At 62.8% G+C, this 19,061-nt stretch carries 25 protein-coding genes; 22 read left to right on the forward strand and 3 right to left on the reverse strand.

What is annotated here, in order from left to right:
• Positions 1 to 66: 66 nt before the first annotated feature.
• Positions 67 to 1,203, forward strand: coding sequence for an MFS transporter (locus BW994_RS10405; protein ID WP_342667845.1), 1,137 nt, complete (start codon positions 67 to 69; stop codon positions 1,201 to 1,203).
• Between the two features lie 25 nt (positions 1,204 to 1,228).
• On the opposite strand, the gene BW994_RS10410 is transcribed toward BW994_RS10405, so the two are convergent.
• From BW994_RS10410 to groES, 3 genes are all read right to left on the reverse strand, one after another.
• Positions 1,229 to 1,810, reverse strand: coding sequence for a TMEM175 family protein (locus BW994_RS10410; RefSeq protein ID WP_029312331.1), 582 nt, complete (start codon positions 1,808 to 1,810; stop codon positions 1,229 to 1,231).
• Between the two features lie 116 nt (positions 1,811 to 1,926).
• Positions 1,927 to 3,579, reverse strand: coding sequence for a chaperonin GroEL (gene groL, locus BW994_RS10415; RefSeq protein WP_029312330.1), 1,653 nt, complete (start codon positions 3,577 to 3,579; stop codon positions 1,927 to 1,929).
• A gap of 39 nt (positions 3,580 to 3,618) precedes the next feature.
• Positions 3,619 to 3,936, reverse strand: a complete 318-nt coding sequence (gene groES, locus BW994_RS10420; RefSeq protein WP_029312329.1) for a co-chaperone GroES — start codon at positions 3,934 to 3,936, stop codon at positions 3,619 to 3,621.
• Positions 3,937 to 4,210: 274 nt separating this feature from the next.
• Between groES and BW994_RS10425 the strand changes: the two genes are divergently transcribed.
• The 21 genes from BW994_RS10425 (at position 4,211) to BW994_RS10515 (ending at position 19,008) form a co-directional block, all read left to right on the forward strand.
• Positions 4,211 to 4,468, forward strand: coding sequence for an usg protein (locus BW994_RS10425; protein WP_029312328.1), 258 nt, complete (start codon positions 4,211 to 4,213; stop codon positions 4,466 to 4,468).
• Positions 4,469 to 4,614: 146 nt separating this feature from the next.
• Positions 4,615 to 5,457 carry a hypothetical protein gene (locus BW994_RS10430; RefSeq protein WP_051657409.1) on the forward strand — a complete coding sequence of 281 codons (843 nt, stop codon included), beginning with the start codon at positions 4,615 to 4,617 and terminating at the stop codon, positions 5,455 to 5,457.
• A 144-nt stretch (positions 5,458 to 5,601) separates the two neighbouring features.
• On the forward strand, positions 5,602 to 7,005 hold the full coding sequence (terL, locus tag BW994_RS10435; RefSeq protein WP_245801557.1) for a phage terminase large subunit: 1,404 nt from the start codon (positions 5,602 to 5,604) through the stop codon (positions 7,003 to 7,005).
• Between the two features lie 3 nt (positions 7,006 to 7,008).
• On the forward strand, positions 7,009 to 8,421 hold the full coding sequence (locus tag BW994_RS10440; RefSeq protein WP_029312192.1) for a phage portal protein: 1,413 nt from the start codon (positions 7,009 to 7,011) through the stop codon (positions 8,419 to 8,421).
• Positions 8,418 to 8,825: a hypothetical protein gene (locus BW994_RS10445; RefSeq protein ID WP_029312191.1), complete on the forward strand. Its 408-nt coding sequence runs from the start codon at positions 8,418 to 8,420 to the stop codon at positions 8,823 to 8,825. The genes BW994_RS10440 and BW994_RS10445 overlap by 4 nt, the downstream gene beginning before the upstream one ends.
• Before the next feature lie 191 nt (positions 8,826 to 9,016).
• A complete protein-coding gene (locus tag BW994_RS10450) occupies positions 9,017 to 10,339 on the forward strand; it encodes a hypothetical protein (RefSeq protein WP_029312190.1) in 1,323 nt (440 codons plus the stop codon).
• A 12-nt stretch (positions 10,340 to 10,351) separates the two neighbouring features.
• The gene (locus BW994_RS10455) at positions 10,352 to 10,657 is read left to right on the forward strand and encodes a hypothetical protein (protein WP_029312189.1); all 306 of its coding nucleotides are present in this window, start codon (positions 10,352 to 10,354) and stop codon (positions 10,655 to 10,657) included.
• A 1-nt stretch (position 10,658) separates the two neighbouring features.
• On the forward strand, positions 10,659 to 11,063 hold the full coding sequence (locus BW994_RS10460) for a hypothetical protein (protein WP_029312188.1): 405 nt from the start codon (positions 10,659 to 10,661) through the stop codon (positions 11,061 to 11,063).
• Between the two features lie 7 nt (positions 11,064 to 11,070).
• A complete protein-coding gene (locus tag BW994_RS10465; RefSeq protein ID WP_029312187.1) occupies positions 11,071 to 11,715 on the forward strand; it encodes a hypothetical protein in 645 nt (214 codons plus the stop codon).
• Positions 11,715 to 12,560, forward strand: coding sequence for a hypothetical protein (locus BW994_RS10470; protein ID WP_029312186.1), 846 nt, complete (start codon positions 11,715 to 11,717; stop codon positions 12,558 to 12,560). Before BW994_RS10465 ends, BW994_RS10470 begins: the two co-directional genes overlap by 1 nt.
• A 9-nt stretch (positions 12,561 to 12,569) precedes the next feature.
• The gene (locus BW994_RS19660) at positions 12,570 to 12,707 is read left to right on the forward strand and encodes a hypothetical protein (protein ID WP_170198552.1); all 138 of its coding nucleotides are present in this window, start codon (positions 12,570 to 12,572) and stop codon (positions 12,705 to 12,707) included.
• Between the two features lie 3 nt (positions 12,708 to 12,710).
• A complete protein-coding gene (locus tag BW994_RS10475) occupies positions 12,711 to 14,267 on the forward strand; it encodes a tail protein (RefSeq protein ID WP_029312185.1) in 1,557 nt (518 codons plus the stop codon).
• A 12-nt stretch (positions 14,268 to 14,279) separates the two neighbouring features.
• A complete protein-coding gene (locus BW994_RS10480; protein ID WP_029312184.1) occupies positions 14,280 to 14,708 on the forward strand; it encodes a hypothetical protein in 429 nt (142 codons plus the stop codon).
• A complete protein-coding gene (locus BW994_RS10485) occupies positions 14,705 to 15,010 on the forward strand; it encodes a hypothetical protein (protein WP_029312183.1) in 306 nt (101 codons plus the stop codon). Before BW994_RS10480 ends, BW994_RS10485 begins: the two co-directional genes overlap by 4 nt.
• A 14-nt stretch (positions 15,011 to 15,024) precedes the next feature.
• Complete coding sequence (locus tag BW994_RS19665) at positions 15,025 to 15,177, forward strand: hypothetical protein (protein WP_156038138.1); 153 nt, start codon at positions 15,025 to 15,027, stop codon at positions 15,175 to 15,177.
• Between the two features lie 620 nt (positions 15,178 to 15,797).
• Positions 15,798 to 16,193 carry a hypothetical protein gene (locus tag BW994_RS19235; RefSeq protein WP_139334072.1) on the forward strand — a complete coding sequence of 132 codons (396 nt, stop codon included), beginning with the start codon at positions 15,798 to 15,800 and terminating at the stop codon, positions 16,191 to 16,193.
• A 15-nt stretch (positions 16,194 to 16,208) separates the two neighbouring features.
• A complete protein-coding gene (locus BW994_RS10495; protein WP_029312181.1) occupies positions 16,209 to 16,895 on the forward strand; it encodes a hypothetical protein in 687 nt (228 codons plus the stop codon).
• Entirely contained in the window at positions 16,892 to 17,083 is a 192-nt protein-coding gene (locus BW994_RS10500; RefSeq protein ID WP_029312180.1) for a hypothetical protein, read from the forward strand. Before BW994_RS10495 ends, BW994_RS10500 begins: the two co-directional genes overlap by 4 nt.
• Entirely contained in the window at positions 17,076 to 18,101 is a 1,026-nt protein-coding gene (locus BW994_RS10505) for a hypothetical protein (RefSeq protein ID WP_029312179.1), read from the forward strand. Before BW994_RS10500 ends, BW994_RS10505 begins: the two co-directional genes overlap by 8 nt.
• Positions 18,101 to 18,646: a phage baseplate assembly protein V gene (locus tag BW994_RS10510; RefSeq protein WP_245801558.1), complete on the forward strand. Its 546-nt coding sequence runs from the start codon at positions 18,101 to 18,103 to the stop codon at positions 18,644 to 18,646. The genes BW994_RS10505 and BW994_RS10510 overlap by 1 nt, the downstream gene beginning before the upstream one ends.
• Positions 18,646 to 19,008 (forward strand): hypothetical protein, encoded by a 363-nt coding sequence (locus BW994_RS10515; protein ID WP_029312177.1) that lies wholly within the window; start codon positions 18,646 to 18,648, stop codon positions 19,006 to 19,008. Before BW994_RS10510 ends, BW994_RS10515 begins: the two co-directional genes overlap by 1 nt.
• Positions 19,009 to 19,061: the final 53 nt, after the last annotated feature.

Here is a 19,061-nt window from a genome sequence, read left to right on the forward strand (position 1 = left end):
TCTGTTTTTTGAAAAAGTAGCGCCTTCTGCGCGCTTCACTTTTTTCGGTTGCGTATGCCCTTACCCTTGATAGCGCTGATCGTCGCGAGTTTCGCGATCGGCACCAGCGAGTTCGTGATTGTCGGTCTGGTGCCCGAGTTGGCGCGGGACTTCGCGGTATCGGTGCCGCAGGCCGGGTATCTGGTGACCGCCTACGCGCTCGGGGTGACGTTCGGCTCGCCGTTCGTGGCCGTGTTGGTCGGGCGATGGCAGAGGCGCACCGCACTGATTTCATTGATGGGCGTGTTCGTGCTGGGCAATGCGCTGTGCGCGCTGGCCCCCGGTTATTGGACGATGATGGCGGCGCGAGTGATCACCGCGCTGTCGCATGGCGCGTTTTTCGGGATCGGCTCAGTGGTCGCGGCGGATCTCGTCCCGCGCGAAAAACGGGCGCGGGCGGTGGCGCTGGTGTTTCTGGGCCTGACCATGGCGAACGTGCTGGGCGTGCCGGCGGGGACGATTCTGGGGCAGGCGGCAGGCTGGCGCGCGACGTTCTGGGCGGTGATGGCAATCGGGCTGCTGTCGATGGCGGCGATTGCCGTTTTGTTGCCGAAGGGCATGCCGGGTGGCAGCGGGCGGTTGCTGAACGAGGTGCGGATTCTGGGCCGCACACAGGTTCTGCTGGCGATGCTGATGGCGGTGCTGAGTTCGATGAGCCTGTTCAGCGTGTTCACCTATATCGCGCCGCTGCTCGAAAAGGTGAGCGGCCTGTCACCGCATTGGGTGAGCGTTGCCTTGCTGATTTTCGGCGCGGGGTTGACGGCCGGCGGCCTGCTCGGCGGGCGATTGGCGGACCGGCACTCGGCGCGGACCATCGTGCTGACGTTTTCGGCGCTGGCGGTGATCCTGGTGGTGCTGCGGCTGGTGAGTTTCAGCGGTGTGCTGGCGATTGGCGTGTTGCTGGTGTGGGGGATTGCGGTGTTCACGATGGTGTCGCCGTTGCAGACGCGCGTGATCGACTACGCACGGGATGCGCCGAACCTGGCGTCCACCATCAATCAGGGCGCGTTTAACCTGGGCAACGCGGCAGGGGCATGGGTTGGCGGCGCGGCGCTGGGCGTTGGTGTCAGCTATTTGGATCTGCCGTTGGTGGGTGCCTTGATGGCTGTGCTGGGCCTAGGCGTCGCACTGTGGACCTTCCGGCTCGAGCAGCGGACCGCCTGAGGGCTGCATCATGAGGCGATCAGCATCAGTCCTCCCGCGGTATCGCTTGTTCGACCCGGCGGTCTGGGATGAGCCAAAGTAGGGCGACCAGGGCGTAGAGGGCATCGGCCAGGGTGGTGTTGATGAAGGCGAGGATGATTCCGGTGGTGTAGAGGATGGGGGAGGTTTTGCCTTTCAGGTCGCGCCCGAGTGCCTTGGAGAGGGCCGAGTTGTTGCCTTGGGCGCGGATGATGGTGGTTTGCAGGATGTACCAGGCGATGGCGGGCATCAGCAGGGCGAGGCCGTAGAGGGCGGTTGGGATTGGGGCGGTGTGGTGTGCGCCGAGCCAGGCGGTGGCGAAGGGGATGAGTGACAGCCAGAACAGCAGGTGCAAATTGGCCCAGAGGATGGCGCCGGTGACGCGCGGGACGAGCTGGAAGAAATGGTGGTGGTTGTTCCAGTAGATTGCGACATAGACGAAACTGAGGATGTAGCTGACGAAGGTTGGGGCGGCGGTGGCGAGTGCGGTGAGGCTGGTGCCGTGCGGGATTTTCAGGTCGAGCACCATGATGGTGATGATGACGGCGATGACGCCATCGCTGAAGGCGGCCAGACGGTCTTTTTCCATTCCTGGAGCTTTTTCATGGTTTCAAAATCGGTGCAACGCGGCGTGGTCGGTTCGGCAAAAAGAAAGGCCGTGGATTGCTCCACGGCCTTTTTGACGTATCAGCGGAAGGCGGTGGATCAGAAATCCATATCGCCCATGCCGCCCATGCCGCCCATACCGCCGCCGCCGCCACCCTGGGGTGCCTTTTTCTCGGGGCGTTCGGCGACCATGGCTTCGGTCGTCACCAGCAGGCCGGCCACCGAGGCGGCGTCCTGCAGGGCGGTGCGGACCACTTTGGTCGGGTCGATGATGCCGGCCTTGACCAGATCCTTGAACTCGCCGGACTGGGCATCGAAGCCCCAACCGTAGTCGTCCTTGTCGAGCACTTTGCCGGAGATCACGGCGCCGTCTTCACCTGCGTTTTCGGCGATCTGGCGCATCGGGACCAGGATTGCCTTGCGGATGATGTCGATGCCGAAGCGTTGATCGTCGTTGTCGGCCTTGACCTTGGAGAGGATCAGCGAGGCGCGTGCGAGGGCGACGCCGCCGCCGGGGACGATGCCTTCTTCGACGGCTGCGCGGGTTGCGTGCAAAGCGTCGTCAACGCGATCCTTGCGCTCCTTCACTTCAGCTTCCGAGGCGCCACCGACGCGGATGACCGCGACGCCACCGGCGAGCTTGGCGAGGCGTTCCTGCAGCTTCTCGCGATCGTAGTCCGAGGTGGTTTCCTCGACCTGCGCGCGGATCTGGTTGCAGCGGCCGGTGATGTCGGCCTTTTTGCCGGCGCCTTCGACGATGGTTGTGTTTTCCTTCTCGATCAACACCTTCTTCGCACGGCCGAGCATGGCGAGCGTTACGGTTTCCAGCTTGATGCCGAGGTCTTCGCTGATGACCTGACCACCGGTGAGGATCGCGAGATCTTCCAGCATCGCCTTGCGGCGATCACCGAAGCCCGGTGCCTTGACGGCTGCGATTTTGAGGCCGCCACGGAGTTTATTCACGACCAGGGTCGCGAGGGCTTCGCCTTCGACGTCTTCAGCGATGATCAGCAAGGGCTTGCCGGACTGGACAATGGATTCGAGCAGCGGCAGCATCGGCTGGAGGCCGGAGAGCTTCTTTTCGTGAATCAGGATGTAGGGGTTATCCAGGTCCGCGACCATCTTTTCCGGGTTGGTGATGAAGTAGGGCGAGACATAGCCGCGGTCGAACTGCATGCCCTCGACCACATCGAGCTCGGTCTGGATGCCCTTGGCTTCTTCGACGGTGATGACACCCTCGTTGCCGACCTTCTGCATCGCTTCGGAGATCATCTTGCCGATTTCGGCTTCGCCGTTGGCGGAGATGGTGCCGACCTGGGCGGTTTCGGTCGGGTTGTTGATCTTTTTGGTGCGCTTCTTCAGCTCTTCGACGACAGCGATGACGGCCTTGTCGATGCCGCGCTTCAGATCCATCGGGTTCATGCCGGCGGCGACGGCTTTGACGCCTTCGCGGACGATGGCCTGGGCGAGAACGGTGGCGGTGGTGGTGCCGTCACCGGCGAGATCGTTGGTGCGCGAAGCGACTTCGCGGACCATTTGGGCACCCATGTTCTCGAAGCGATCGGAAAGCTCGATTTCCTTCGCGACGGTGACACCGTCCTTGGTGATGCGCGGCGAACCGAAGCTTTTTTCGAGGACGACGTTGCGGCCTTTGGGGCCGAGCGTGACTTTTACCGCGTTGGCGAGAACGTCGACGCCACGGAGCATACGCTCACGGGCATCGGCTGAAAAACGAACGTCTTTGGCAGCCATGGTTGTGTTCCTTTTAGAAAATTATGGGGTCGGGAAGGTTCAGGCGGCCTTTTTCTTGGCGGCCGGAGTGCCTTCGATGACGCCCATGATGTCGGATTCCTTCATGATCAACAGCTCTTCGCCGTCGAGCTTCACTTCGGTGCCGGACCATTTGCCGAACAGGATGCGGTCGCCGGCCTTGACGTCGAGCGCCACGATTGCGCCGGCTTCATTGCGCGCGCCTGCACCGACGGCGATGACTTCGCCTTCCATCGGCTTTTCCTTGGCGGTGTCGGGGATGATGATGCCACCGGCGGTCTTTTCCTCGGCGTTCAGCCGGCGGACGACCACACGGTCGTGGAGGGGACGGAATTTCATCGGATCGCTCCTGATTTGGTTACGGTCGTAAACGGCTCAGCCGGCGCCGACCCTGAAGAGGCATCAGGCGCTGCTAGCACTCTCATCGGGAGAGTGCCAGACGTTTAAATCTTGGGTGGTGATGTGTCAAGGCCGGCAGCAGTTTGGGGTGTTGAGTGCTAATCCGTTGATATCGCAGATTTTTCTTGCCAGACCCCCCGGTTGTCATGCCATGTTCATGAAACAGAGGACGCGGTGGCACAAGGTTTTTTCAACGGATTATGAGGGTGATGCCATGAGTTTAAGTAAGCAATTACAAGGGTATCGGCTGACGACGGCGGAAATTTTGTATCATATGCCGGATCATCCGGGCGTTTTGCAGAGTTTTGTCTGGCAGGAGTTGGACATTGCGCCGCGCTACCCGGTTCTGAACGGATTTCTGGCGTTTTGGGCGCGGCAGATCGAGGGGCGGTTGCACTCGGTACGCGTGGGTTCGGCGGCGTTGATTTCGCCGGGTGAGATGCGGCATGGAAGTTTGCTGACGTTGCAATAGTCCCGGGCGACTGCGGATGGCGTGAACGTCGCGGGCGTTAGCGTTGCGCGGCGGACACGGCGCGGGTTTTTGGATTGCCCAGCCGCGTTTGGTCAGTAAATTTTAACGATTTGGTGCGATAAGTGCTCGTCTTGCAAGGTCGGGCAATGAGTCGGTTGGCGTTCATCTTCAGGTTGGTGGGTGTGCTGTTTCTGCTGGCGGTGACAGGGGTGGTCGCGCGGGCGGATGGTGTGGCAGTGGCGCTCAATCCGGCGGTGATTGCGGCGGAAACCCGTGTGGCGCTTGGATTTGCGGTGCAGGGTACTCGGTATAGTGAGGGTTTCGCCGGCGCATCGGACCAGGAAAGCGGCGTGCTGCCGGGTTTTAGCGCGGAGGCATCGCGCTTGGGGTCGCTGTTGGGAATGCCAGGCATTTATTCCGGCGTGGTGTATGATTTTGCCGGCGGTCCGCTGGCCTATAATGGGTTTATCCAGGGTGGCGCGGCACCGGGATTGTCGCCGTATGACGCGACCGATCATGCGCGCTTCAATTCGATTGAAGTGCGATTGGGGAGGGCGTTGGCGCTTTCGACGGCGGTCGATGTGATTCCGTTTGTCACGGCCGGGTATCAGAACTGGTATCGCGATGTCGGAGGTGCCGGTGGGTACGGTGAGTTCTACCGGGCGGCGATCGCTGGTGTCGGCGCGCGGTTCGACGTTGCAGTGAGTGATCGGTTAGTGATTTCAGCGACGGCGGAGGGGCTTGCGGTGGTTGGCGGGCGTGCTTCGGCGCCCGCCTTGGGGTTTGCTGCGGGATTTGGGACCAGCGGTGAGGAGGCGGTTCATCTCGGTGCCGATTGGCGGTTGAGCAATGCCTTGCATCTGTTCGCCGGGCTTGGGGTTCGGCACTTCAATTATGCCGGATCGGCGTTGAACAATGGTTTTTACGAGCCGCCGAGTAGTACGCTGGTGGTGCGCAGTGAAGTTGGGGTGGCATTCGGCTTTCGGTGACGCCGACCGGGAAACACAAATGATTCCGAGGATTTTTCCGGGTCAGGAAAATAATTTCTAACACGACGTTATTTTAGCTTTCCCACCTGCCCCAGTTTGGGCTATCCATTCTTTCATGATGAGGTTTTATGTACGGACACGGCGTTGAAGTGTTCGGCAGGCGACGACGATCTGGGCCCAGCGGCCTCGTCGGGCGGGGTGACGGACTTCAAGGCCTTTGCCGAGACGCTGTGTGCGACATGGGGGCAAAAGCCGGCCCGGCATCATCTGGTATTGATCGATGCGCTACAGCGAGTGGCGGATGGGTCGACCGACCGGTTGATGGTGCAGATGCCGCCGGGTGCTGCCAAGTCGACCTACGCTTCGGTGCTGTTTCCGGCGTACTGGTTTGCCTCCAAACCGCAGAGTGAGGTGATCGCCGCTTGCCATACTGCTTCCCTCGCCGAACATTTCGGCCGGCGGTTGCGTGGTGTGATCGCCGAGCAAGGCGCACCGTTCGGTCTGGCGCTGGAGGCGAACAGCCGATCCGCTGGGCGCTTTTCGCTGACGGGTGGCGGGCAATATTTCGCCGCGGGTGTGCGCGGCCCGATTACCGGACGGCGGGCTGATCTGATCCTGATCGATGATCCAGTGAAATCCTGGGCGGAAGCTGACAGCAAGGTTGCGCGACGCTCGCTGTTCGACTGGTATCGGGCGGAGTTGCTGTCGCGGTTGAAGCCGGGCGGGCGGGTCGTGTTGATCATGACGCGCTGGCATGTGGATGATCTGGCGGGGCGGTTGATGAAGGAGGATCAGAACTGGTCCACACTGCGGTTTCCCGCCTTGGCCGAGGCTGATGATCCGCTGGGACGGGTGCTTGGCGAGGCGCTCTGGCCCGAGTGGCAGACTACAGCCGAAATCATCCGCCGGCGCGAAACGGTCGGCAAGCGGGTTTTTAGTGCGCTCTATCAACAAAGTCCGACAGTGGATCAATGTGAGGCGTTCGATGTGCCGCTGCTCGGCCGATTTACCGGCACGCCTGCGGTGGTGCGTACCGTTCGGGCTTGGGATCTGGCCGCGACGGTTGCGTCGCCGGGTCGTGATCCTGACTGGACCGTGGGCTTGAAATTGGGGGCGCTGGAGGACGGGCGGTTGGTGGTGCTCGACGTTATTCGGGTGCGCGTGGGCCCGGCAGAGGTCGAGCGGTTGTTGGTGCAGACGGCGCGGGGCGATGGCGTGGCGACCATAATTTCCCTGGCGCAGGACCCTGGGCAGGCCGGGGTTGCGCAGATGGCTTATTTGAAGCGTGCGCTTTCGGGTTTCAACGTGGTTTCGAGCCCTGAGACCGGTTCGAAACTGGTGCGGGCGTTGCAGTCTTCGGCGGTGATCGGCCGTGGCGGGATGCTGCTGGTCGATGCTCGATGGACAGCTGATTTTATTGAAGAACTGCAATTATTTCCGAACGGCGACAAGGATGACCAGGTCGATGCACTATCCCGGGCGGTTACGACAATCGGGGAGATACCGGCGGTCAGTCGGACGGCTTTGCATACTCTGATGGGGCGATAGAAGATGTTTGAAACGATCTGTCAGACGATTCCTGCCGATCCGCACATGGCGCCGCGGGCGCGGCGGATCGAACTCTATCGGCGGGTGTTGGAGGGGACGATCTACGATGCGCTGCCATATGCGTTCGGCGACGAGCGGAACGGCGCGGGAGAATATATTCCGCTGCGGGCACGCCGGCCATCGGTTCGGTATGGGTTGTGCCGCATCGTAGTGGAGGATTCGGTAGCGCTGCTGTTCAGTGCCGGGCATTTTCCGGCGGTCGTGTGCGAGGACCCGGCCATCGAGGCATTACTCGGCGATGTGATGCGCGAATGCCGCTTGAACGAGGTGATGATCGATGCGGCGCTGCGCGGATCGGTCGGGTCGGTCGCGATTCTGTTGCGGGTTCTGAAGGGGCGGTTGTTCTGCTCGGTGTTGGAGACGCAGCATCTGACGCCCGTGTGGCAGGAGGATGCGCCCGACACGCTGGCATCGGTGACTGAGCGCTACAAGGTTCGGGGTGCGGAGTTGCTGGTGCAGGGTTATCCGGACGTTGATCCTGGGCAGTTCTACTGGTTTCAGCGGGTCTGGGATGGCGGTGGTGAAACCTGGTTTCTGCCTCAGGCCGTGGCCGATGAGGCGCTGCCGCAGATCGACGAGGGGCGGAGTGTGCGGCATGGGCTGGGGTTCGTGCCGATCGTGTGGATCAAGAACTTGCCGGGTGGCGATGGGATCGACGGGGCCTGCACGTTCAGGGCGGCAATCGATACCGGCATCGAGATCGATTATCAGTTATCGCAGGCGGGCCGTGGCTTGAAATATGCGTCTGATCCGACGTTGCTGATCAAGGAACCCGCCACCACCGATCGCGAACTGGTCAAAGGCGCTGGTAATGCTCTGATCGTCTCCGAGAAGGGTGATGCCAAGCTGCTGGAGATTGGGGGCACAGCTTCGGCCGCGGTGATCGATTATGTGCGGACGCTGCGCGAGATGGCGTTGGAAAGCGTGCATGGTAACCGGGCCAATGCGGACCGGCTGAGTGCTGCGCAATCGGGTCGGGCGCTGGAGTTGATGAACCAGGGTCTGATCTGGCTCGCGGACAATTTGCGGATTTCGTATGGCGAGGGTGGGTTGCTCGCTTTGCTGCGCATGGTGCTGCGGGCACGGGCGCGATTTGCGATCCGGGTGATGGGGCAGGCGATGCCCGATGTGGATGCGGACGTGCGGCTGAGTTTGCGGTGGCCGCGGTGGTATCCGGCCTCGGCGGATGATCGGCTGAAGGAGGCGCAGGCGATTGCGACCTTGGTGAACGCTGGGCAGATGTCGCGCGAGACGGCTGTGAAATCGCTCGCGTCGAGCCATGCGGTGGTCGATGTGGCGGCGGAGCTTGACCGGATTGTTGCGGAACAAGATCAATCTCAACAGGATGTGGCATGAGTGAAGACAGAACGGATGATGGATCGCCGCCGGCTGATTGGCAGGCGCGGGCTGAGGCGGCCGAGCTGGCGCTGGGCGCGGTGCAGCGGGAAGCCGGTGAGCGGCTGAAGCGTGCGGAGCTCAAGGTTGAGGCGGTGCGCGCGGGGATGGTCGATCTCGATGGGCTGAAGCTGATCGATCTGGATGGTGTGGCGTTGGCGGAGGATGGGTCGGTTGCCGATCCGGCCGGTATCATGGTGGCGTTGAAGCGTGCGAAGCCATGGTTGTTCGGGGCCGGGTCGTCATCCTCGACGGCGGCGGTGCCGCGGGCCGAGCCGCCGCGGGCGCGGCATGCGCGGGAGTTGAGTGAAGAGGAGTGGCGGTCGGCGCGGGCTGCGTTGTTACGGCGGGCGGGGAGTCAGTGAGAAAGGAAGGCTTCTTTTTTGCAAAAAAGGAGCAAAAAACTTTTCTTCGTTGAGGTACGTGCCGGTCCAATTCTACAGACTAAAGTAATAGAAGTTTTTTGGTTCTTTTTTACAAAAAAGAACAGCTTTCTTATTTCGCCGCGCCTCCGCAGGAAGCGCGGTTTTTTTGCGTTCATCGCAAGGGGACAAACATGGGTATTTCCAATTTTCCGGCATCTTTGCAGCCGATCATTCAGCAGGGGTTTCTGGAGCGTGAGTTCGAGCAGGCGCTGCGGTCGCGGCTGGGCTACCGGATGGTGGCGGACCGCGAGAGTTTCGCCGTCGGGATCGGCGAGACGCTGACCAAGACGAGGGCAGGGCTGAAACCATCGGTTACGACCCCGTTGGCGGCCAGCACCAATACCAATCTGGACAATGGTTTGACGCCGCAGGGCTGGGGTGTCGAGCAATATACTGTGACGCTGAATTTCTATGCAGCGACGCAGGATTTGAATATGGTGACCAGCCGCGTGGGAATTGCGTCGCAGTTTTTGCAGAACGCTTCGACCAATGGCGAGCAGGCGGCACGCAGCCTTGATGAGCTGGCGCGGAATGCGTTGTTCGCGCCGTATTTCGGCGGCAATACCCGCGTGCTGACGACGCTGGGCACCACCGGTCCGACGATCGCGGTTGATGACGTGCGTGGATTCACCACGATTTATGTCAATGGCGTGCAGACGGCGGTTTCGGCTTCCTATCCGTTGGAGGTGACGGTGGGGAGCAGCGTGTATTCGCTGATTTCGGTGACGCCGGATTTGAACAGTACATCGTCGACACCGGGTGGTCTTTCGGGCCAACTGACGTTTGCCAGTGACGTTGTTGTCAGTGACGGCACGGCCGGCAATCCGGTGATTGCGGCAACGGCGAGCAAGATCATCCGCCCGTCCGGCCTGCTCACGACATCGGCCCTGCAGGCGGGCAATACGTTGACGATGTCGGTGCTGCTGGATGCCGTGGCCTCGTTGCGGCAGAATGCGGTGCCGGAAATCGATGGCGCGTATAATTGCTATCTCGATCCGGTCTCGGCGCGGCAGCTGTTTTCCGATCCTGATTTCCGGCAGTTGTTTCAGGGTGCGACTTCGAACAACCCGGTGTTTCGTCAGGGCATGGTCAATGATTTCCTGGGTCTGCGGTTTGTCACGACGACCGAGGCGATCGTGCAGCCGCTCACGAATTCGGGTGGCCTGGCCATACGGCGGCCGATTATCTGCGGCAAGGGCGCGCTGATCGAGGCGGATTTTGCCGGGATCGGGGCGGAGGATGTCGCGCCGAAGGATGCGCTCGTGAACATTATCGACAGTGTCGCGATGGTCACGCGTGAACCGATCGATCGGCTGCAGCAGATCATTGCCCAATCCTGGTACTGGATCGGCGGGTTCTGTGCGCCTTCCGACACGACGACGACCCCGATCGTGGTGCCGACCGCGACAAATGCGAATTTCAAGCGGGCGGTGATGATCGAGCATATCGGCTGAAGGAGATCGATCATGTCGTCAGGAGCTTCGTTACCGTTCCGGCCTGCCGGGACGGCTTCCGTGGCCGGCTCGACCAGTGCAGCGTCCGTCGCGCTGGTCGGCGGCGGATCGAGCGTGCTGGTGTACAATGCGGCGGGGTCGGTTGCGTTCGTGCGGTTTGGTATGACGGGGGTTACCGCAGGGGTGCGTGATACCCCTGTGCCGCCTGGCGCGCGCATGCTGGTGGACGCCGGGCAGCTGGTGACGACCGCCAGTGCGGTGCTGGGTTCGGGCACTGGGTCGGTGTTTTTCACGCGTGGTGACGGCTCGGTGTATTGAGATGTCGGGCAGCTATGACAGCGCGCCTGGGGTTTTGACCGAGGCGCAGAAGGTCGATGTACGGCGGTTCTGCGGCTATCCCGCCTATGGTGCCGGGGCGTCTGGATTTCAGTCCTGGCGGTTCTTCCAGGCTTATGGTTCGCTCGAGTACCGGATGAATAATTTTGCTCCGACCGAGGTTGTGGTTGTGGTGAATTATCTGGCGACCTTGAACGGGCTGGAGGCGGCGGTGCCGCTGGCGAGCGGTAATCTTGATACCGATGCTGCGGCGAGTTGGCAGCATAACCACCGCGAAGTGCGCGATCGCGATGCGCTGTTCGATGGCTGGCGGCGGCGGCTGTGCGGTTTCATCGGGGTGCCGCCGGGGCCTGCTTTGGAATCTGCCGGCATCACTTTGATTGTTTGAGGATTGCATGGACGGTGTCAGGCTGGCTGACCGCATCGCGTATGGCGGGGGTATGGCGGCGCGCAAGGCGGGCGTGATCTGTGATGCGTACCGACCGCGGGATGGTGCTTGCCCGATTGTGGCGGTGAACCGGACGGTGCGGCTCGCGGTGCTATCGGTGCCGGTTTCGGGTTCGGCGCGCGGGCCGGCGCCGTTCGGGGTGCCGTATCGTCAGCTTGTACTGGATCAGGCGTATGTTGCGCCGGGAGATTACATTGCCGGGCCGTTGGGGGTGTTGCTGGTGGCGACCAATGAGCCACCGGCGCCGGTGCTGGGCGTGCAGTGCAATGAGACGGTGACGCTGTGGCGGCCGGGTTCGCAGGTGTTGGCGGGGGTCAATCCGTATGGGGCGATCCTGTCGGGGACGGCGACCGCTGTTCTTGCGGGGTTTCCGGCGGCGCTGTTGCCGGGGGGCGTGAGTGATCGTGGGCGGGTCGGGCTGCCGGACGATACCAAGCTGCCGGGGTATGTGGGCGCGGTTGCGGCGGTTGCCGGGCTCACGCCGCAGGTGGCCGATATTGTGCGCGATGCGCGGGGGCGACAGTTCGTGGTGGATGCGGTGATCGCCTATGGCGGGATCTGGCGGCTTGCACTGACTGAAAGTGTGATGTGATGGCGGACCAGGCGGATGTTGAAAACGCGCTGGCTGCGCTGGTCGCGACTGCGGTGTATCCGAACGGAACGGGCGAGGTTTCAGCCGTGGTGGGGCCTCGTGGTGCGGTGACGTGCCGGGTGTATCGCGGCCTGCCGAACGCGCCGGCGCTGGAGGCTGATCTGGCGCAGGGGGTGATGCACGCCACCGTGTTCACGGCCGATCCTGTGGTGAAGAATACGACGCGGTTTCCACGGGTCTGGCAGGCTGTGGCGCCGGTGCCCGCTACACTTTCGGTGATGATTGGGAACCAAGCAGCGACTTTTTCGGGCGTGTGTGCGGCCGGGCAGTTGGCCGGGATTGCGGTGGATGGGGCGATTTTTCCCTATGCGGTGCAGGCGCGCGACACGCCGCCGACGGTTGCGAGCAATCTGGCGGCGCTGCTGCGGGCGGCGGGATGGTTGGTCGACTACGCCGGCACGACCGTGACGGTGCCGGCGGCGCGGCTGTTCACCGCGCGCGTGGTGGCGGGCGGCCTGGCGCTGCAGGAGATCAAGCGGCAGGTGCAGGCGTTTCGGATTTCGCTGTGGTGCCGTGACCCGCTGACGCGGGATGCGGCGGCGGCTAAGATCGATCCGGCATTGGCGGCACCGAACTTCATTCAGCTGGCGGATGGGTCGTGCGGCCATCTGGTTTTTGCGGGCGGGACGAGCACGGATGCGGGTGCGGATGCCGCGCTGTACCGGCGCGATCTGATTTATACTGTTGAATACCCGACAACGCTGGCCGCTATCACGCCTGCGATGCTGTTCGGGGTTGGCGGTATTGAGGCGAATGGCGCGTTTATTGCCGGTATATCCGGTTAAGGAGATTTCATGACAATCAAGATGGTAGTGGTGAAGCCGTTTGGCGGCTTCAAACGCGGTGACATGATTGCCGATCCGGCGGCGATGGCGAAGATCGTGGCCGATGGCCATGCGCAATCGGTCGTGCGCGTCATGGCGGAGGGCTGAGCAATGCCGATTTCACAGGCGGGTGCGCTGAACACGACCGCGTTGATCGTGCCGGATTTGTACGTGCAGATCGTGCCGCCGCAAAGCTTGCTGCTCAACGGTGTGCCGACCGACGTACTGGGTGTGGTGGGTAGTGCGAGTTGGGGGCCGGTGAACGAACCGATGATCGTGGGCTCGATGGGCGATTACGCGACCGCGTTCGGCCCAGTGGTGGCGCGCCAGTATGACATCGGGACGGTCGTGGCCATCGGTGTGCAGCAAGGGGCATCCAATTTCCGTTGCGTGCGGGTGACCGACGGGACCGATACGGCGGCGTCGGTTTCGATTCTGGGCGCGCTGACCTTGACCGCTTTGTATACCGGCAGCCTGGGTAATGCCCTGGTTGCGACTGTTTCGGCCGGATCGGCGGCGAATTCCTGGCGGGTGACGATTGCTTTGCCGGGGCAGACGCCGGAGGTGTTTGACAACATCATCGGCAGTGACGCGGCATTCTGGCAGGCAGTGGCGAGTGCGATCAACACGGGTACCGGCCCGATGCGCGGCGCATCGCGCCTGGTGGTGGCGAGTGCCGGTACGTCCTCTTTGGCACCATCGGTGGGGGCGTTTCCATTCCTGGCGGGTTCGCCGGGTACCGATGGGGCGACCGCAATGACCTCGGGCATGGTGATCGGTCAGGATGTGCTGCCCCGATCGGGAATGTATGCGCTGCGGGGCCAGGGTTGCAGCATCATTGTGCTGGCCGATCTTGATGATCCGACACAATGGAGCACTGAGGTTGCGTTCGGACTCGATGAGGGCTGCTATATGATCCTGGCGGGGCCGCCGGGCGATACGATCGCGAACGCGGTTCTGACGAAGCAGACGGCCGGCATCGATTCCTATGCAGCCAAGCTGATGTTCGGCGATTGGCTGTGGTGGTATGATCAGGCGAACGGCGTGACGCGTCTGGTTTCGCCGCAGGGGTTTGTGGCGGGGCGGCTCGCGAATTTGTCGCCGGAGCAGTCTTCGCTGAACAAGCCGTTGTATGGTGTGGTCGGGAGCCAGAAATCCGGTCAGGCGGTGGCGGGGACCAGCAATACGTATTCGACGGCTGACCTGGCGGCACTGCTCTCGGCGGGGATCGACGTCATCAGTAATCCGCAGCCGGGTGGTGCATTCTGGGGGGTGCGTGGGGGGCATAATTCATCGTCCGACAGTGCGACCAATGGCGATAACTACACTAGGATGACCAATTATATTGCTGATACGCTCTCAGCCGGGATGGGCGGGTATGTCGGACAATTGGTCAATACCACGCTGTTCCAGAATATCCGCTCGACGTTGCTGTCGTTTTTGAACGCAATGCTGGGCCAGAGGATGTTGGGTTCGACCAACGGCTCGCTGCCTTTTGCGGTGGTGTGCGACATCTCGAACAATCCGCCCTCGCGCACGGGCCTGGGGTACGTGCAGGCGGATGTGCAGGTGCAGTATCAGGCGATCAATGAAAAATTCATCGTCAATGTCGAAGGCGGGCAGACCGTGCAGGTCAGTCAGCAGACGTTGCCGCTGGGAACCGTGTGAGGACAATAGATCATGCCATATAACAGTTTTTCAGTCGGCAATGACTGCCAGATCGTGGTGATGGGGCCATTTGGCCGGATCGATCTGGCGTTCGTCACCGGGTTCGAGGTGAGCCAGGTTACGCAGAGCGTGCGGATCGATCGGCTGGATGGGGTGCAGCTGGGTGCCGAACTGCCGCGCGGGTGGCAGGGTAGTTTCGCACTGGACCGGGGCACGTCGGTCGCGGATGATTTCATGGCGCAGATCGAGCAGGCGTATCTGGCGGGGCAGGCAATTCCGCCGGGAACGCTCTATCAATATGTTAGTGAAGTCGATGGTTCGACCTCGACCTATCAATACGAGGGCGTGGTGTTCAAGCTCAGCTCGGCCGGTATGTATCGCGGTGACGCACCGGTTGCGCAGAAGCTCGACTTCTTTGCATCGACCAGGAAGCGGGTATGAGCGATCGGGTGATCGAGGATGCGCGTGGGCGGCAGTTGAGCCTGCGAACGCTGACGATGCTGGACCGTTTGCGTTTGTTCAAGGCTCTGGGTGCGAATTTATCGATGAACGACGCGTATCTCGGCGTGGCGTCGCTCGCGGCTTCGGTAACCGCGGTGGATGGCGTGCCGCTGCTGTTTCCGGCGAGCGAGGCGGCGGTGGAACATGCGGTCGAGCGGTTGGGCGAGGAGGGGATCGAGGCGGTTGCCTTGGCGCTCGATGCTGATGACGCCGGCGCGGTAAAGGCGCTGGCGGGAAACTGAGCCGGCACCCCGCGTTGATCGACTGCCTGTATCTGGTCGGGCGCGGGGTGCCGTTCGATGTGGCGTTTTCGCTGGGTGAGGCGGAACGCCTGGCGTTCGTTGTGGCGTGCGGCGAGTTGGACGGGCTGGAATTCGATTGGAAGACCATGCTGTGGGGGACGCCATGATCGTACCGCGGGATGGGGCGGGCGTGCGCTATGCGCGGTTTGGCGGGGCCGCTGGTCGGCGCTTGGCGAAATCGTTGGCGCTGGGACTGCGGGGGGCACCGCGCCGGGTTTTGGCGATGCGTGTGCTGGCGGCGCGCGTGATGCCTTGGCGCGCCGGTGCCGGCGCTGCGTTCGGGCGGATCGCGCGTTCATCGCCCGGAGTGACCGTTCGCCTCGCTACCGGGCGCCCGGATGATGCGGTGCATGTCGGTGGTGCCGGATTCGGGATGCGGCGGGCTGAGTCGTTCAGGGGATCGGTTGTGGGGCGCGTGCGGCGCTCTGAATGGTCGTTTGAGAGGTTGCGGACAGGGCGTGCGGGGCCTGGCGTGCCGATTTGGGCTGGGGGTCTGCGGGGACTCCCGCCGGGGCTGATCAGGCGGGCTGAGGTCGCGGCAAAGCTCATGAAGACGGTTCCGCGAAATCTTGCAGGTGGTGCTTCGCCCATTGGTGCCGCGGGAGGGGCTGACAGATTCGTGTGGATTATCCCGCGACGTATTGATGATCGGCTTAGCGGGCGTTGTGCGGCAGCGGGTGTCCGAAAAATCCGGACGGTCCGGCGTATGCTCGCATCACGCCAACCGATGTCGAGATATGACGTAGCGCCTGAAAGCGGCGGCGTTGTTGTGCGGGCGATGGCGCCGGTGGCGCGGGATCGCGGTGGCCGGTTGGGTGATCAGGGCTTTGATGGGCGCCGGCCGGCGGCGGTCGATCCAACGGTTAGGGTTGATGAGCACCGACGCCGGGTTGTCACCCACCAGGGCGTGGTGGACCGGCGGCTCGACCGGCAGCCGGTGGGGCCGGTCGAGACTAGGGGGCACTTTGGTGAGCGGCTGACCGGGGCGGCGATCGTGCCTGAAGATATGGCGCGGATGGTGCGTGATCTGTTTGCCGATGAGGCGCGGCGACCGCCTTCGGGCGTGACCGGGTTCGATGGCGCGCTTTCGCCGATATTTCCGGGACGCAAACCGGGGTTTTGAGATCAGGAGTCTGGCATGACGTCGGTTGCGGTGACGCTTGGTGGTGTCGCATTTCGGGATTTCGAGGTGCCGGCCGAGATCAAGTTTGGCGGTACGCAGCGGTTGGCGGTGCATCAGCCGGTTGGTGGTGGCCGCGTAGTGGATGTGCTCGGTGCGGCGGCGGGTGAGATTACGTTCGGCGGGACATTTTCCGGACCGGATGCGGCGTTGCGGGCGCAAGCGCTGGATGTGGCGCTGAACATCGGCGCGACCCTGCCGCTCGCATGGGACGGATTTGCGTTTAGCGTGGTGATCACCGCCTTCACTGCGACGTATCAGAAGCCTTGGTGGATCCCTTTTCAGATCACCTTGTTGTCCGTCGAGAATCTGGTGACGGCGATACCCTCTGCGCTGGCGCAGGCCGGGCTTGATATTGCCAGTGCGGCCGGGTTCGGTGGCTTAAGTGGTGTTTCGCTGGCCGGTGTTTCCGCCGGCAGTTCTGCCGGTATCGCGGCGGGCCAGGCGAGCCTTGCGGAGGCGGTGAGCGGGGCTGGATCGGTGCTGAGCGCGGCAACGACTCTTTTTTCAGGAGGGGTAGGTGCCGCGCAGCCGATCGGGGCCTTGGCCGCTCTGGGGGCGGCATCATCGACGCTGGCCGGTGCCGCGGCGGCGCAGGCCTACCTGGGACGAGCTGCGGCAAATGTCGGACTGGGGGCGTTATGAGCGAAACCATGGTGACGGTGGTCGGTGGTAATCTATTCGCGATTGCAGCGCAGTATCTGGGTGATGCCACGCAGTGGATTCGGATTGCACAGGCGAATGGTCTGCGCGACCCGGTGTTGAGCGGTGTGGTGACCTTGGCGCTGCCCCCGGTTGATCCACAGGCAACGGGTGGTGTGCCGAATGTCTGACACGCTTGCATCGGCGGTTATGGCGCGTCCGGTATCGCTGGCGGTGGCGATTGATGGGGCGCCGGTTGCTGGGGTCGAACGGCTGGAACTTTTGCAGTGCGGGCATTTCGCGGCTGATCGGTTTCGGGTGATGCTCGCTGCCGGTGCGGCGCCGGGCGGAGCAGCGGCGTTTGCCGGATTGCAGGCAGGGACCGTAACGATTGCGATCGGGCTGGGTGGTGGGGTTGTATCGGGCGATCCCATACTGACCGGGCAGCTCGATAATGTCGCGGTGGATTTCGGAGCCGGGCAGATCGTGCTCTCGGGACGTGATCTGTCGGCGCGACTGATCGACACCGAGGTCGGCCAGAGCTTTGCCAATCAGACCGCCAGCCAGATTGCCGAGGCGTTCGCGGCGGACGCGGGCTTGGCAGCGAACGTCACCGCTACGAGCACGCCGGTTGGGCAGTATTACGAGTTGGCGCATATGCGGACCGCCCTGGGTATGCACACGCGGCATGCGACGCGGTGGGACTTGCTCGCCGGATTGGCGGCGGTCGAGCAGTATTCGTTATCCGTGATCGGGACCGTGCTGAATTTCGGGCCACCCGCACCGGCGCCAACCTCGTTGGTGGTGTTCGGGCGTGATTTGCTGACGCTGGTGGTGGATCGCGCTCTGGGCCTAGTGGCGCCTCCGGTGACCGTGACAAGCTGGAATCCCAAATTGAAGCGACGCTTTTCCAACACGGTCGGGTCCTCTGGCGGCACCGCCGCCGGTGGCGTGACGCTCCTGCGGCCTAATCTCACGCAGGCGGAGGTGGATCGGGAAGCGGCGGCGCGGCATGCGGCGCTGGCGGCCCAGGCGGTGTTGCTGCGGGCAAGCATGCCGGGGGAACTGACGATGGTGCCGGACAGCGTATTTGCCTTGCAGGGGACCGGGACGGTGTTCGACGCGTCGTATGTGGTGCGGACCATCGAGCGGAGTGTCGATATTCGGCAGGGATTCGTGCAGCGCTTTGAAGCGTTGCAGGTGGCATGATGGATGGGTTCTGGAATGCCGTGAAGGCGCGGGCGGCGGCGTTGGATGGGATGAGCGGTCAGGCGCGGTTTGGCATCGTCGCGAGTTTCGATGCATCGGCTTACGCCGCGCGGGTGATGCTGCAGCCGGAGAATGCACTATCCGGGTGGCTTCCGGTGCTCAGCTCATGGATTGGTGCTGGCTGGGGGATGGCGGCGCCATTGTCGCCGGGGGATCAGGTTATGGTGCTCGGGCAGGAGGGCGATGCTGAGCAGGCGGTGGTGATCGGGCGCGTATGGTCGAATGCCGAGCCGACGCCGGGGGCACCGGTAGGCGAGTTCTGGTTGGTGCATCAGACCGGGTCGTTCATCAAACTGAAGAATGACGGCACGATAACGTTGCAAGCGAGCACGGTTTCGATCCAGGGGGATTTGATGGTGAGTGGCGAGATTTCCGATCTGGCGGGTGCGCATGGTACTGTCGATCGTCTGCGCCAGGCATATGACCGGCACGTGCATGCCGATCCGCAGGGTGGGCAGACCGGTGTGCCATCGGTGGTGGTGTGATGGCGGATGCGGCATTGGTATTTGGCGGTGATCTGGCCATCGGGGTGTCGGGTGATCTGGCGCTTGCCGGCGGGTCCGGCTTGACCGAGCAGCGGGTTTTACGACGGCTCTTGACCAATCCTGGTGATTATATCTGGCAGTTATCCTACGGTGCCGGGTTGGGTCAGTTTGTCGGTGTGGCCGGGGCGGCGGGCGCAGTTGGTGCGGTGACGCGCGCACAGCTTCTGGCAGAGGCCCGCGTTGCGCAATCGCCTTTGCCGCAGATTGCGGTCGAGCAGACCGGTACCTCGGGAATTGCGCTTACGATTGCGTATCAGGACGCGATGACCGGTCAGGCGACCGCGCTGACCTTGCCCGTCTGATATCGAGTTTGGGTTGAGGCGTTTGGGCGGCCTTGCTCGCGGAAACGGCTGTT

Origin of the sequence: Acidiphilium rubrum, from assembly GCF_900156265.1 — a bacterium.
Classification (GTDB): Bacteria; Pseudomonadota; Alphaproteobacteria; order Acetobacterales; family Acetobacteraceae; genus Acidiphilium; species Acidiphilium rubrum.